The sequence below is a fragment of the Shewanella sp. 3_MG-2023 genome (genome assembly GCF_030548765.1).
GTDB lineage: Bacteria > Pseudomonadota > Gammaproteobacteria > Enterobacterales > Shewanellaceae > Shewanella.
This window is the reverse complement of the sequence record NZ_JAUOSH010000005.1, coordinates 39,822-54,306: the sequence shown is the minus strand read 5'-3', so window position 1 is coordinate 54,306 and position 14,485 is coordinate 39,822. Positions and strand designations below refer to the sequence as shown.

Sequence of the window (14,485 nt, the reverse complement as noted above, 5' to 3'; positions counted from 1 at the left end):
GTTTGATAAAGTATTTCGCTTCCTAGTTAACTCATTGTGTCGCCAAAGTGCATAATTTAGCTTTAGGTAACTGAGTACTAATATGCGATCAAGAAGTAACTTCAGCGTGAACTTTTAAAGATCTAACAGTATTTGAAGCACTATAAACCCTCAATAAACACCAATAACTTAAGAGCAGGGTTTGCTTTTAAGTTTATGATTATTAACCCTAAAACTGTTTGGTTTTAGGTTGGTAGAATTTCAAATGATTCTGCTGATGCAGCGCGTTACAAGATTAACTTACGGTGCCCATTGATTTTTCTCAATCGTATAAAAGGTTAGTTTTTTTAGGGGGTTAAGATTAAACCTTTAGTGCTACAAAGGTTTAAGTTACTGAATATCATGCTTATATTTTGCTGTTTTCGCTTACCACTAATATTGACTAGTCGAATAAGCCTAGTAGTTACTTACTAATTAAAGTTTCAGTCCTTTTATTGTTATACAGCTTGTGGCAACAATTTGATGGCAACAACAAATTCCGGGTTTCACTTCGTGGAAAATCAACTCGCTTTTAAAAATAGCTAATGGAAAAGCTACAGGTGCTGCATTACCGGTTCCGGGAATTATTAATGGAAGATAGGAAGCCACATCATGATTAACAAAATGTCCCCAATTGCATTAGCAGTAACATCTCTATTTGCGTTAAACGCAAGCCCTGTTATTGCTCAAGAAAGTGTAAAGTATAAAAAAGATGAAATTCTCGTTGTTTATAAAGAAAATGTGTCAATCTTTGAACGGTTGTCAGCGCAAAATCTAGTCGCAGGAACAGTCACAGATAAAAATGCTGATGGTATAGATGATAAGTTTAAATACCTATTATCTGGAAGATTGGCTAAGTTATCACTTAAAAGCGGTAGTAATGTTGAAAGTGCAATTAAGTTAATTAGTAAGCATCCAGCAGTAAAATATGCCGAACCTAATTATACTTATACGGCAATTGGTATGCCAGACGATCCAAATTTCGTGGAGTTATGGGGCTTAAATAATACCGGTCAAACTGGTGGTGTTTCTGGTGCTGATATCGATGCCGTTACCGCTTGGGACACTACTACAGGTAGTGAAAATGTGGTTATTGGTGTAATTGATACTGGTGTTGATTATAATCATCCAGATCTAGTTGCAAACCTTTGGGTTAACCCTAATGAAATACCCGGAAATGGCATTGATGATGATAACAATGGTGTCATTGATGATGTTAATGGCTTTAACGCTATTACCGGAACTGGTGATCCAATGGATGGCAATGGTCATGGTACCCATGTCTCAGGAACTATTGGCGCACAAGGTAATGATGGCGTAGGTGTTGTTGGGGTTAACTGGGATGTCACTATCATTGGTTGTAAATTTTTAAGTGATAGTGGAACAGGCTCTACAGAAGCTGCGATAGCTTGTATTGATTATTTCACTAATTTAAAAGTGAACCATGGTGTTGATGTTAAAGCGACCAATAATTCTTGGGGCGGCGGCGGATTTAGCCAAGCATTAAAAGATTCTATTGAATCGGCTGGTGATGAAGGAATTTTATTTGTTGCAGCAGCAGGTAATAGCGCTGTTGATAATGATGCAAATCCACACTATCCATCAAGTTATGACTCTGATGTTGTTTTGTCGATTGCCAGTACCGATCACAATGACGATATGTCTAGTTTTTCTCAATGGGGATTAACAAGTGTCGATATGGGCGCGCCTGGTTCTGCGATTTTATCAACCCTTCCTGGAAATAGTTATGGTACCTATTCAGGTACTTCAATGGCTACACCACATATCACCGGCGCTGCAGCACTTGTGTGGTCAATAGCACCTGATATTGACCCTGTCACTATGAAGCAGTTACTAATGGATTCTGGTGATGCTAATGCAGCATTGACTGGCCTAACAGTGGCTGGAACACGTTTAAATGTCGCAAACGCACTGGCAGATGCAGATCCAGATCCATCATTTGCGTTAAGTGTCACGCCATCTTCACAATCAGTTGAAGCTGGCAGTGCCGTTAGTTATGACTTTAGTCTGGGCAGTATTGCTGGTTGGGATGATCAAGTCGCGCTGTCATTTGATGTATCACCAGCATTAGAAGGCATTAGTCTTTCTGCTAACACTGCAGTAGTCGGTGACAGTTTTACGCTTGATGTTGCGACGCTTGAGTCTGCTATTTGGGGAGATTATGTCATTACCGTTCATGCTGATGACGGCATCACTTCGAAAAGTAAAGCTGTTAGCCTAGAAGTCTATCCTGCGGGATTGAATGATTTTGGTTATAGCAATGATACTCCTGTGGATATTTCGGATAATACTACTATCACCAGCACCATTGAAATCGGGGATGAATTACAAATCTTTGGCCTTGATGTGAATGTTGATATTACCCATACATGGATAGGAGATTTAGTCGTAACACTAACATCACCAAATGGCACAGAAGCTATGTTGCACAATCAAACTGGTGGCAGTGCTGATGATATTGTACAGACATGGGCAACTGAGCAATTCAATGGTGAAATAGCATTGGGTACTTGGACATTAACGGTTAGTGATTTAGCGGGTGGAGATAGTGGCTCATTAAATCATTGGGGCTTACTTTTATCGGCTCTGGGGGATGCGAGTCCTACAGCACCAGTGGCAGGCTTTGAATATGCTATTGATGGCTTAACGGTTGATTTTACCGACTTAAGTTCAGACGTTAATGATGACATTGTTAGCTATGAATGGAGCTTTGGTGACGGTTCTACCTCTTCAGATATGAATCCTACATACGCTTATGCGGCAGGTGGAATTTACTCTGTGACATTGGTGGTAACAGACAGTGAAGGTTTAACTGATACAACTGCTATGGATATCGAAGTATTTGATTACAGCATAGACGCTGCAGTTACACGTACTATGGTTTCACGTCGTGGTAGTGCGGCGGTGGACTTATCATGGAGCGGTGCAAACGGTGAAAGTGTTAATATTTACCGTGATGATGTAATGGTATCAACAACGTCGAATGATGGCCGTTACCGAGATCGTTTCACTAATGCACCAGCAGAGGTGACTTATAAAATCTGTGAAACAGACACAACATTATGTTCAGACCCAATCGTAGCTATTTTTTAGTAGTGTTAACCTAAAAAATTAAAACGAAGTTTAAAAAGGGATGGCAGCTGCCATCCCTTTTTTATGGAAATCCTTTAAAGTTAAATAGCTTGGCAGTAGACTGAATTAATTACGTATTACTGGAAGTTGATAAATGAGTATTTGGTTTAGAGAAGTCACCCTTGAAGATTGCGCTAAAATGGATAGTGGGCTCCATGGGAAGGGCACATTAATGAAAACCCTTGGTATTAAAATCACTGAAATTGGCGCAGATTATATGGTGGCGACTATGCCAGCTAACCCTTCAGTACATAACCCTTTAGGCATAGTTCATGGCGGCGCGAATGTGGCACTGGCCGAAACCGTTGCCAGTTATGCGGCTAACTTTGTGGTCGACTTTAAGCATTTTTATTGTGTTGGCCAAGAAATTAATGCCAATCACTTAAAAGCGTCACGAAATGGTGAGTTAATTGCGACGGCAAGAGCAGTGCATATCGGTAAACGTAGCTCAGTATGGGAAGTGCTAATCAATAATTCTGCAGGTGAGTTATGTTGTATTTCTCGGATGACTGCGGCTGTAGTAGCTAGAAAAGTCAGCGCTTAATAGGCAATTATTAACTACACTGAATAAAGTCAAACCCCTTAAAAGGAATCATAAATGGAAGCTGCAACAGTATGGGAATGGGTGGGTTATTTAGCCTCTGCCGTGGTGGCTATTTCATTGATGATGGCTAATATAAAAAAATTACGCTGGTGGAACCTTATTGGTGCAGCGCTTTTTGTCGCTTATGGTTTGGCGATAGGTGCCATCCCAGTGGCATTAGTGAATTTTTTTATTGTATTGATTGATATTTATTATTTAATAAAACTGTATAAAGAACCTGAAACTAGATCAGAATAAACCCTTTAAGTTTGTCGTTTTATCTACGTATATAGTTGCCTTCTAGTTGCACAGGTAATCAGCTTGTAAACTATTGATGCAATATTTACACTTAATTTGGTGTGAGATCAGTAATGACTCAATTGTATTTAAATATCATTAAATGGTGAGGCGAATGCTTCGCCATTTTTTTTTGCTAGTGAATCGTAAAAATAGATTGTAGCAATTCATCTTAATCGTTTTAACTTTATTTTCGCTGCGGTTATTATGATTTCAATGAAACACAGCCAGGAGCAATATCGTGGCGACAGTATTTGATTTAATTGAGCAGTGGCTAGATGCCGCAAATCAGGAGTAACAAATGGATAATAGCAATTACTTAACTAGCCAAAATGGTGCCCCAATAGCTGACGACCAAAATTCATTATCAGCAGGTGAGCGTGGTCCATTATTATTACAAGATTGGCACTTAATTGAAAAATTAGCCCACTTTAACCGTGAGCGTATTCCTGAGCGAGTCGTACATGCAAAAGGTACCGGTGTTTATGGTACTTTTACCTTAACTAAAGACCTAAGTGATTTCACCTTGGCTGATCACTTTAATGGTGTGGGCAAGCAAACTGAGACCTTTATTCGCTTCTCAACTGTTGGCGGCGAGATGGGTAGCGCCGATGCAGAGCGTGATCCTCGTGGTTTTGGTTTACGTTTTTATACTGCCCGCGGTAATCATGACATTGTGGGGAATAACACCCCGACATTCTTCTTACGTGACGGCATTAAATTCCCTGACTTTATTCATACCCAAAAGCGTAACCCGCAGACTAATTTGAAAGATCCGCAAGCAATGTGGGATTTCTGGTCATTAAACCCAGAAGCCATGCATCAAGTGACTATTTTAATGTCAGATCGCGGTATCCCAGCTAATTACCGTCAAATGCACGGCTATGGTTCACATACTTTCTCATTATGGAATGCCAAAGGTGAGCGTTACTGGGTGAAGTTCCACTTTAAATCACAGCAAGGTGTGGTGAACTTAACCGCAGAGCAAGCTGATATTTTAAAAGGTATTGATCCGGACTCGTCACAACGTGACATGGTGGCGGCTATCGCCGATGGTAATTTCCCTAAGTGGGCTGTAAAAGTGCAGATAATGCCTGAAGCAGACGCCAATGATTATGCAATAAACCCATTCGATTTAACCAAAGTATGGCCACATGCAGATTATCCATTAATTGAAATTGGCGAACTTGAGTTAAATCGTATGCCAGACAACTACTTTGCTGAAGTTGAGCAAGTTGCATTAGCACCAAGTAACTTGGTTCCTGGTGTCGGCGCTTCACCTGATAAAATGTTGCAAGCGCGTTTGTTCTCTTATGCAGATGCTCAGCGTTACCGTATTGGGACTAATTACAACCAATTACCGGTAAATTGTCCTCATGCCGCTAAAGCTAACCATCATCAACGTGCAGGGGCTATGGCAGGGACACAATGCCCATATAACGGCAGTCAAACTGGTGCAGATTCAAGTGCTAATTACGGCCCAGGCACTGCAACGGCAGCACTTCAAGAGCCGTCTCAATTTATTGAGCCGCCACTAAGACTGGATGGCGAGGCAGCAAGATATAGCCGTTATGACCAAGATGACTATACTCAGGCGGGTAATTTGTACCGCATCTTTAGTGAAGAAGAAAAGCAGCGTTTAGTTGAAACCATTGCAGGTACATTGAGCCAAGCAAGTGAAGATGTGCAATTGAGAATGGTTGAGCATTTCTTAAAAGCTGATAGCGATTATGGTCAACGCATCAAAACACTTTTGGAAGCATAATGCTGGTAATTTGATTGTTAAGGTATTAGATAAGTAAATACCTGTTGTTAACTATGTAAAAGGAAGACTTAGGTCTTCCTTTTTTATTTATCTTGTTCTGGTTTACCTGCATAGTCAGTTTACTCATCATTTCATTTGTTGATGGGTAGTTTTATATGTGATTACTCAATTAATATCGCTCTTCAAATTGTTTGCTAGCCTCAAAACCCTCTTGTATGGCTGTAATGCTACACCATTGCAAAATCCTTGCGTTAAAGTAATTATCAATATGTTGCGTAATTGTTTATTAACGCGCGTGTAGGCCTTTAAATGCCTAAGTCTCTTGCTAGTGATAATCTCCTTCTGCTACTGTCGAAATCGACCATATCAATAAGACTTGGTAAAACGACCAATAAATAAAAACCATACGGGACTCATGTTTTGAACTTAAAAATACTTGGCTCAATCGCCATTGTTGCAGGAACTGCTATTGGTGGGGGGATGTTAGCTTTACCACTTGCTACCGCAGCGCTAGGTATTATGCCTGCGATTTTATTGCTGGTAGTTATCTGGGGATTATCAGCTTATACCTCTTTATTAATGTTAGAAATTAACTTACGTACTGGTGTGGGTGATAACGTCCACGCCATTACAGGCAAAACCTTAGGCAAGGTTGGTCAACTTATTCAAGGCGGATCGTTTTTAAGTTTGTTATTTGCCCTGACCATGGTGTATCTAATGGGCGGATCATCGCTACTTGAATCTCGCTTAGAGCCATTATTAGGTGTCGATTTAAATAACCAAGTGTCAGTACTGCTATTTACGTTAGTATTTGGTGGCCTAATTGCCGTTGGCGTGAAGTGGATTGATAAAGTATCTCGGGTGTTATTTACCGCGATGATCGTGTTATTGGTTCTAGTGGTGGCATTTTTGCTACCTGAAGTAAACCTTGTGGCATCATTAAGTAATTTTTCAGCCAATGTCGCCGAAGGCGATAAGCTTGACCATTTATGGTTAGCGGCTATTCCTGTGGTATTTACCTCATTTGGTTTCCATGTGTGTATTGCGACCATTGTTCGTTACTTAGACGGTGATGCCGTTTCGTTAAGAAAAGTGCTATTGATTGGCTCTACTATCCCGCTAGTTTGCTATATCTTATGGATTTTGGTCACTTTAGGTACCTTAGGCGGTGAAACGGTAAATGGTTTTGCAGGGTCATTACCTGCGCTAGTTAATGCATTACAAGCTGTAGCTAACTCAGCGGTTGTCAGTCAGTTTATTGATTTATTTGCCAATCTTGCACTCGTGACTTCTTTCTTAGGCGTTACCATGAGCTTGTTTGACTATGTTGCCGAGTTAACCCGAGCAAAAGATGATAAAGCAGGCCGTGCTAAAACTTGGTTAGTCACTTTCGTGCCGCCACTATTATGTGCTTTATATTACCCTGATGGCTTTTTCCAAGTGCTCGGCTTTGCGGCCATACCGTTAGTGGTTATGATTATCTTCTTGCCGATAGTCATGGCATTAAAACTGCGTAAGCAACAATTAGGTGGCTATGAAGTGTGTGGTGGCAAGCTTGCCTTAGCTATCGCAGGTCTATTAGGTTTGTTGATTGTGGTTGCTCAGTTGATGGTGGCTTTAAGCTAAAAAAGCCAATAAATGAAGCTGTGTTGTCGATAAGCTTTGTAACGGCATTTTTCAAAGACTATTTCTTTGTAGAAACAATATGATAAAGTCAGGCTATCCGCCTGACTTTTTTATGCCTTAAATCTGAACATTGTTGCTTCAATATGACATTGTGACCGCATTAAAATACAGGCAATTTGGGGCTCTTTTATTAAAAATGGAATAATAATGAAAACATGGTTATTAAGCGCTGCAATTTTGGCAACATTTGCCAGCCAAGCAGACGAAGGAATGTGGCAGCCTTATCAGCTACCTGCAATGGCTGATGAGCTTAAAGCAAAAGGATTGGAGATTGATGCCAAATCGATTTCAAAATTAACCGAATTTCCAATGAATGCCGTGATTAGCCTAGGTGGCTGCACAGCATCATTTGTGTCGCCTAAAGGCTTGGTTGTTACTAATCATCATTGTGCTTATGGCGCTATTCAGTACAACTCAACCCCAGAGAACAACCTGTTACAAGATGGTTTTTTAGCTAAAACTTATGCAGAAGAATTACCTGCTACACCGGGTTCACGTATTTATGTTACTGAAGCTGTTACTGATGTCACCGCTAAAATAAAAGACGGTGAAATGAGCAAAACTGGTAATGACTTTTACAAAGGCATTGAGCAAAAAGAGAAATCATTAGTCGCAGAGTGTGAAGCGCAAGATGGTTACCGCTGTAAGGTTTATAGTTTTCATGGTGGTCTTGAGTATTACTTAGTTAAACAGATGGAAATCCGCGATGTTCGCCTAACTTATAATCCTGCAGCCAGTGTGGGTAAATATGGCGGCGATATCGATAACTGGATGTGGCCACGTCACACTGGCGATTTTTCATTCTACCGTGCTTACGTCGGTAAAGATGGTAAGCCTGCCGATTTCAGTAAAGATAATGTCCCATACGAGCCTAAAAGCTTTCTTAAAGTGTCTGCAAAAGGCGTAAGCGAAGGGGACTTTGTTATGGTGGCAGGTTACCCCGGCCGTACTAACCGTTATCGCATCGCGAATGAAGTCGAAAACCAATTTGAGTGGGCTTATCCGCAAGGTAAAGTGTTGCGTGAACGTTTAATTGAAATCATCAAAGACACAGCCCCAGAAGGCAGTGATGAGCGAATTAAATATGAAAGCTCAATTGCAGGATTAGCCAATTACGCTAAAAACTTTACTTCGATGATTGAGTTTTACGGTAAATCTACCATGTTAGATGAGCGTAAAAGTTTAGAGCAAAAATTAGCTAAGTGGATTAGCAAAGATAGCAAGCGTCAGGCGAAATATGGTGAAACATTAGCTCAGTTAGATAAGTTAATTGCCTTAGACCAACAAGGCCAAGAACGTGACTTACTGCTGAGTTACATGGGTTATTCAACCATGAAGAACACCGCTGAGCGCCTATATCGTTTAGCTCATGAAAAAGCGTTACCGGATATGCAGCGTGAGCCTGGCTATCAAGAACGCGACATGACTCAGTTTACCTCAAGTATGGAGCGTATTGACCGTCGTTATGCTGCCAGCGTTGATAAAGCCATGTTAGCAGACTTACTCAAGCGTTATGCCGCTTTGCCAACCTCTGAGCGTTTAGCTGATTTTGATAAGGCTTTCTCGATTGGTAAAAACTTCGATGAAGCCAAGCTAATGAAAACCCTTGATAGCATGTATGCCAATACCACACTGTCAGATAAAGACGTCCGCTTAGCTTGGATGAATAAGTCGGTAGCTGAGTTTAATCAGTCTAAAGATCCGTTTATTCAATATGCGGTGATGACCTTTGATGAAAAAATGCAACGCGAACAAGCGCAAAAACAACTTGCTGGAGACTTAATGAAAGTGCGTCCACAGTATATGGATGCGGTCATTGCCTATAATCGTGAGCTAGGTAAACCGGTTTACGCTGATGCTAACTCAAGCTTACGAGTCACGATTGGTAACGTAAAAGGATACTCGCCCCAAGATGGTTTAGTGGCGGCGCCGTTTACTCGTCTTGAAGGTATTGTTGCGAAAGATACTGGTGCAGCTCCATTTGATGCACCGACTAAGCAACTTGAGCTTATTAAGCAAAAGCAGTACGGCGATTTCTACATGAAATCAATCGATTCTGTACCGGTTAACTTCTTATCGACTTTAGATACCACTGGTGGTAACTCAGGTTCTCCAACTTTGAATGGCCGCGCTGAATTAGTGGGTTTACTGTTTGATGGCGTTTACGAAAGCATCATTGGTGACTGGGGTTATGATCCTCAAACTAACCGCTCAATCCAAGTGGATAGCCGTTACATGCTGTGGGTGATGAAGTATTTAGATAATGCTGACAACTTACTTGAAGAAATGGACATCGTAAAATAATTGATAAGCAGCTACAACTTAAGTAGCTGCTGCAGTGTGACTAATTCTGCGGCCTCTAGGGGCCGCATTTTTGTTTCTGGCAACTGAGCAAGCTGACAATTCATCATGCTCACTCTTAGCAAATCAACAACGTGATAGCCCAGCGCTTGGGACATTCTGCGAATTTGTCGATTAAGCCCTTGGGTTAACGTTATCTCAAATTGGCACTCGCCAATGATAGAGACCTTACAAGGTTTAGTGGTCACATCTCGATAGCAGACTCCTGCACTCATTAGCGTGGCAAAATCATTTTTAAGTGGTTTATTTACCGTGACTTGATAGACTTTTTCATGGCCAAAATCAGGATGCATCAGTCGATGAGTTAGCGCGCCATCATTTGTCAGTAGTAATAATCCGCGCGAGTCCTTATCTAATCTTCCTGCAGGGTACAGCCGGGGTGAAGCGGGTAAGTGATGGATTAAACTGGAGGCTAACTCAGGTAATAAGCGGCAATCAATGCCCACGGGTTTGTGATATAGCCAGTATTGTTTGCTTTCTAGCGGCGCGATAGCTGCACCATCGAGCAAAATATTGGGGTTTACCACATTGGGGCTGACGCGATCTAACGCTGAGGCGATTTGGCCATTAAAGCACACTCTACCTGCGGCAATAAGCCTTTGGGCTTGGCGCCTTGAGCAGACTCCGCAGTGAGCTAAATACTGCTCTAAGCGCATATTATTGGTCAAAATTAGTTTCCTACAAGCGATAAGTTGGCAAGGTGATGTTGCTGCTTAATACGGTTTTTCATATCAATGGCTAACACCATACACCACAAAATATTGGTTTGAGTTAGTACCCACATCACCAAGGACATCCAACAAATGTCACTGGTAGCATGGCTACATGGATCAAAATCTAATGTCGACCAGTTAAGCAAAGACATCAATATTATTGAAAATATTAACCCAATAATATTTAGAGCGAATAATGGACTGGTTAAAGCGCTACGCTTGCGAAAGTATTCCATAAAGCAAAAACAATGCAGCAAAAAGGTGCAAATGAGATAACCGGTTGAAAACAGACGGTGTTGCTCTAAAAAGTTAATTGGAAAGATACCAATGAGTACAATTAATACGCCTAAGGTAGCGCCAGTGACGGTAATACCTCGGCTGTAGCCATCTTCAAAGACAAAGTAGCGCGCTGACATAGCCAGTATTAAACACATTCCAGCAATGACTAATGACATATTGTAAACAATGGCTAACGGTGAACTCATATAGTCACCTAAGGTATCAGCTCTAATGCTCAGTGGGTTAATACCCAAACGAGACACTTCAGCAATTAACGCCGCCCCAATGCCAAGGCCACTAATTACAGCAGTCGCTAAAGACATGAAAATAATCATTAAATATAAATCGTAATGTTTATTAAACTGAATTGATTGGCTCATGGGTTGTTTGATATGCAAATGTTAACTTTAGACTAACACTTTTAAACCGCTCTTTTATATAAAATAAAACCTGAGTTCAACCATCATTAAGTCGGTTGTTCTCAGGTTTTATGTCGTTGGTTTGACAGTGAATTAAGCGCGTTTACGCAATATCACAATTGAAATAGCAACCACAGCTAAAATCATACAATACCAAGCGTGTGAAATAGCAGCTAATGGGCTAATGGCAAAGGTTGATGCTATCAATAGTGCTTGAGCGCCATGGGGAATTAACCCTTGAATGATACAAGCAAAGATATCTAAAACACTCGCCGCGCGCTTAGGTGCAACGCCATGCTTGCTGGCTAAGTCTTTGGCAATGTCACCGACAACCACAATCGATACCGTATTGTTAGCGACACACACATTGGTTGCTGCAACCATACCTGCCATACCTAGTTCAGCAGCGCGGGGTGATGCGTCACCTTTGGCTTTAGAGAAGCGGGCAATCAAAGATTCAATCTTCTGGCTTACAAAGGTTAAACCGCCTTGTTGTGTCATCAGCGCAGCTAAACCGCCAACAAGCATAGATAGAATGAAGATTTCTTGCATGTTGGTGAAACCAGCATAGATATCTTGACCAAATTGGACCGCACTATAATCCATAGTGAACAGGCCTGTAGCGCCAGCTAGCAGTATGCCTACGGTTAGTACCACAAACACATTAACCCCTGATACTGCTAAAAATAATATCGTTAGGTAAGGAATAACGTTAATGAAGTCAATTTCTTGGGCGGCAATGTCAGCTTGTCCCTGACCCGCAATAGCAAATAACACTAAGGCAATTGCTGATGCTGGCAGCGAGAAAATTAAGTTCTCACGGAACTTGTCTTTCATTTCACAGCCCTGAGTACGGGTTGAGGCAATGGTGGTATCAGAAATAATAGATAAGTTATCACCAAATAATGCACCAGATAATACTGCGCCAGCCATTAATGCATAATCAATTTGCGCTTGATCAGCAACGCCTAATGCAATCGGCGCTACCGCTGCAATGGTACCCATTGAGGTGCCCATCGCGGTAGCAATGAAGGCAGCAATAACAAAAAAGCCGGGTAATAATAAGTTCGATGGGATCATTGATAAGCCCAGCGCAACCGTAGCATCAACACCACCAGTCGCTTTAGCGACAGAGGCAAAGGCGCCTGCCAATAGATAAATCAGACACATAGCAATAATATTGCTGTGACCAATACCGGCAATGAAAGTATCAATGGATTGATTTAATTTTTGCTTAGACAGTAATAACGCCAAGATAATCGCCGGTAAAATCGCGATAACACTAGGTAACTGATAAAAAGCAAAGTCTACACCTTGGCTTTGAAAGTAAACCCCAGCGCCAATAAATAAGGCTAAAAAAGCAAATAGTGGCAGTAAAGCAACAAAGGAGGCTGGGCTGGTGGCCGATTTTTGTGTTTGTGTGGTCAAGTGAGTCTCTCTTATTATCTTATTCAATTCATTGATGGTTATTGGTGCTGCACCAATAGGCTGCGAGTTACTTTAGCAATCCATGTTATTTCAGTTTCAATGATGATAGCTTGTGCAATGATAGTCAGCATAGGAGATCTACAAATTAGTGTCAATCTAGACGTCTAGACTTCTTTGCTTCTAGGGTTGGTTTTACTTTAATGGCACATGCTAACTGTATTTTCAGCACAATAAAGTATACATCTCATTAACCTTGAGGCGGTTTGGTGGCTGTATTTTGACCTTTAACAGCCGCTGCAATATTATCGGCGTTCATTGATGCAAGAGCCCCTTGATGATGAAACCAGATAGAATGACTGCAATGCAGCAACTTATAAACCAAGTTAAAGATACCTTTCCCTTAGATGATCCTGCTTTAGCCGTATGTGGTTTTAATAGTAGCTGTATTGGCTGTCCCAAAAAACTGCTTGAAATTGTTGATAGTGAAGTGAGTTATTGGCAATCATCGCTGGACAATAATGCCACCCCGAGCTTTGGCGATTTAGAAAAATTTGCCAAGTTATGTAAAAACGTTCATCGAGGTTTAAAGCGCAACGGTTTGTTTGATAGTCAATAGTGCGAATATTGCCTGTGAGGGCTTGATGGTTATTAGGATTGTTATCAAGCTGCCTTTTACTACCTCACTTTCCTGCCTCAAACTCCCATATCCGCTGTAATTTTAGATTTCATTTTTTCCCTTAAGATGGTTAGCATTGCCTAAGCTATGTTGATAACCGATAACTGACTAGCGAAATTGATAAAGCGTACTGTTGTGGCACAAAGCAATAGGCTATCTTAGCGAGGTAGCCTCACTATAGGAATAATAATGGCACTGACACTTTCGCAAATTGAAGCTTTTTGTTTGGTCGCAGAGCTGGGCTCTGTGTCAGAAGCGGCGAGACAAACAGAACAGAATCGCACCAAAATGACCATGGCGATTAAAGCGATGGAAAAAGATCTCGATACCGCATTATTTGATCGCACCGGTAACCAAGTCACATTGTCCGAAGCAGGTAAGGCTATTTATAAAGATTGCCAAAGTATGCTGACAGCGGCGCAGCGGATCCGCCAAACCTGTCGTCAAGTTAAAGGTGAGTTTGCTGCAGAAGTATGGATTGCCCGTGACGACTCTTTACCTGACGATATTTGGTTAGAGTTGACTCATCAGCTTAATAATCACTTTCCAGCAACCTCATTTAATATTGTGCTGGCCTCCACCGGCGATCTGGCCAATTTAGTTGAAACTGAGCAAGTTAATTTTGCTTTTGGAATTGACTATGAAAGCACTGATAGTGCCATGGTGACATCACATCCTTTAGGTAAAATTCGCATGATGTCAGTGTGCCGTCATGACCACCCCTTGGCAGCAAAACGCCGAGTGTCAGATGAAGACTTGCGCAGCGCCATGCAAGCATCAATGGTATATTTAAATGAAAAGTCCAATCCTGAATTACAGCCTTTTTCCCGTAACTATATTGGTTTTTCAAGTTTTGATTACATTCTTAGCTCCATTCAAACTGAAGATGCTTGGGGTGTAATGCCTGAGCCCTTGATTAAACATTTATTGAGGCAGCAATCCATTGCGGTGATTAAGCATACTTACGGTTTATTGCAGGAAGACTATTGCATGTTTGCAGCAAGTGGCCTTAATGAGCATCCCGCGACAAACTGGTTAGCCGATCAGTTAAATGACTATCTATTTGCTTTTTAATCTTGTGTTCATGATAAGCCCATCCTCGATGGG

11 protein-coding genes are annotated in these 14,485 nt (G+C 41.3%); 8 read left to right on the top strand and 3 right to left on the bottom strand.

Annotated features, from left to right (window positions below; all coding sequences use genetic code 11):
* Positions 1-630 precede the first annotated feature (630 nt).
* From Q4591_RS04205 to Q4591_RS04180, 6 genes are all read left to right on the top strand, one after another.
* A complete protein-coding gene (locus Q4591_RS04205) occupies positions 631-3,132 on the top strand; it encodes a S8 family serine peptidase (protein ID WP_102519416.1) in 2,502 nt (833 codons plus the stop codon).
* Positions 3,133-3,265: 133 nt separating this feature from the next.
* Positions 3,266-3,715, top strand: a complete 450-nt coding sequence (locus Q4591_RS04200; RefSeq protein WP_102436759.1) for a PaaI family thioesterase — start codon at positions 3,266-3,268, stop codon at positions 3,713-3,715.
* 54 nt (positions 3,716-3,769) lie between these two features.
* Positions 3,770-4,012 carry a YgjV family protein gene (locus tag Q4591_RS04195; protein WP_102436761.1) on the top strand — a complete coding sequence of 81 codons (243 nt, stop codon included), beginning with the start codon at positions 3,770-3,772 and terminating at the stop codon, positions 4,010-4,012.
* 340 nt (positions 4,013-4,352) lie between these two features.
* Positions 4,353-5,816: a catalase KatB gene (katB, locus tag Q4591_RS04190; RefSeq protein ID WP_303459552.1), complete on the top strand. Its 1,464-nt coding sequence runs from the start codon at positions 4,353-4,355 to the stop codon at positions 5,814-5,816.
* Between the two features lie 420 nt (positions 5,817-6,236).
* Positions 6,237-7,442, top strand: a complete 1,206-nt coding sequence (locus tag Q4591_RS04185) for an amino acid permease (RefSeq protein WP_102475330.1) — start codon at positions 6,237-6,239, stop codon at positions 7,440-7,442.
* A 207-nt stretch (positions 7,443-7,649) separates the two neighbouring features.
* The gene (locus Q4591_RS04180) at positions 7,650-9,806 is read left to right on the top strand and encodes a S46 family peptidase (RefSeq protein WP_102438577.1); all 2,157 of its coding nucleotides are present in this window, start codon (positions 7,650-7,652) and stop codon (positions 9,804-9,806) included.
* Between the two features lie 11 nt (positions 9,807-9,817).
* Here Q4591_RS04180 and Q4591_RS04175 read toward each other — a convergent pair whose 3' ends face one another.
* The 3 genes from Q4591_RS04175 to Q4591_RS04165 all read right to left on the bottom strand — a co-directional run bounded on the left by Q4591_RS04175 (position 9,818) and on the right by Q4591_RS04165 (position 12,717).
* The gene (locus Q4591_RS04175) at positions 9,818-10,531 is read right to left on the bottom strand and encodes a pseudouridine synthase (RefSeq protein WP_368501202.1); all 714 of its coding nucleotides are present in this window, start codon (positions 10,529-10,531) and stop codon (positions 9,818-9,820) included.
* 2 nt (positions 10,532-10,533) lie between these two features.
* Entirely contained in the window at positions 10,534-11,178 is a 645-nt protein-coding gene (locus Q4591_RS04170; protein ID WP_133149374.1) for a hypothetical protein, read from the bottom strand.
* Positions 11,179-11,367: 189 nt separating this feature from the next.
* Complete coding sequence (locus Q4591_RS04165; protein WP_102438594.1) at positions 11,368-12,717, bottom strand: Na+/H+ antiporter NhaC family protein; 1,350 nt, start codon at positions 12,715-12,717, stop codon at positions 11,368-11,370.
* Positions 12,718-13,036: 319 nt separating this feature from the next.
* On the opposite strand from Q4591_RS04165, the gene Q4591_RS04160 reads away from it, so the two are divergent.
* Together Q4591_RS04160 and Q4591_RS04155 are read left to right on the top strand one after the other, a co-directional pair.
* On the top strand, positions 13,037-13,318 hold the full coding sequence (locus Q4591_RS04160; RefSeq protein ID WP_347230778.1) for a hypothetical protein: 282 nt from the start codon (positions 13,037-13,039) through the stop codon (positions 13,316-13,318).
* Between the two features lie 249 nt (positions 13,319-13,567).
* Positions 13,568-14,452, top strand: coding sequence for a LysR family transcriptional regulator (locus Q4591_RS04155; protein WP_198589270.1), 885 nt, complete (start codon positions 13,568-13,570; stop codon positions 14,450-14,452).
* Positions 14,453-14,485: the final 33 nt, after the last annotated feature.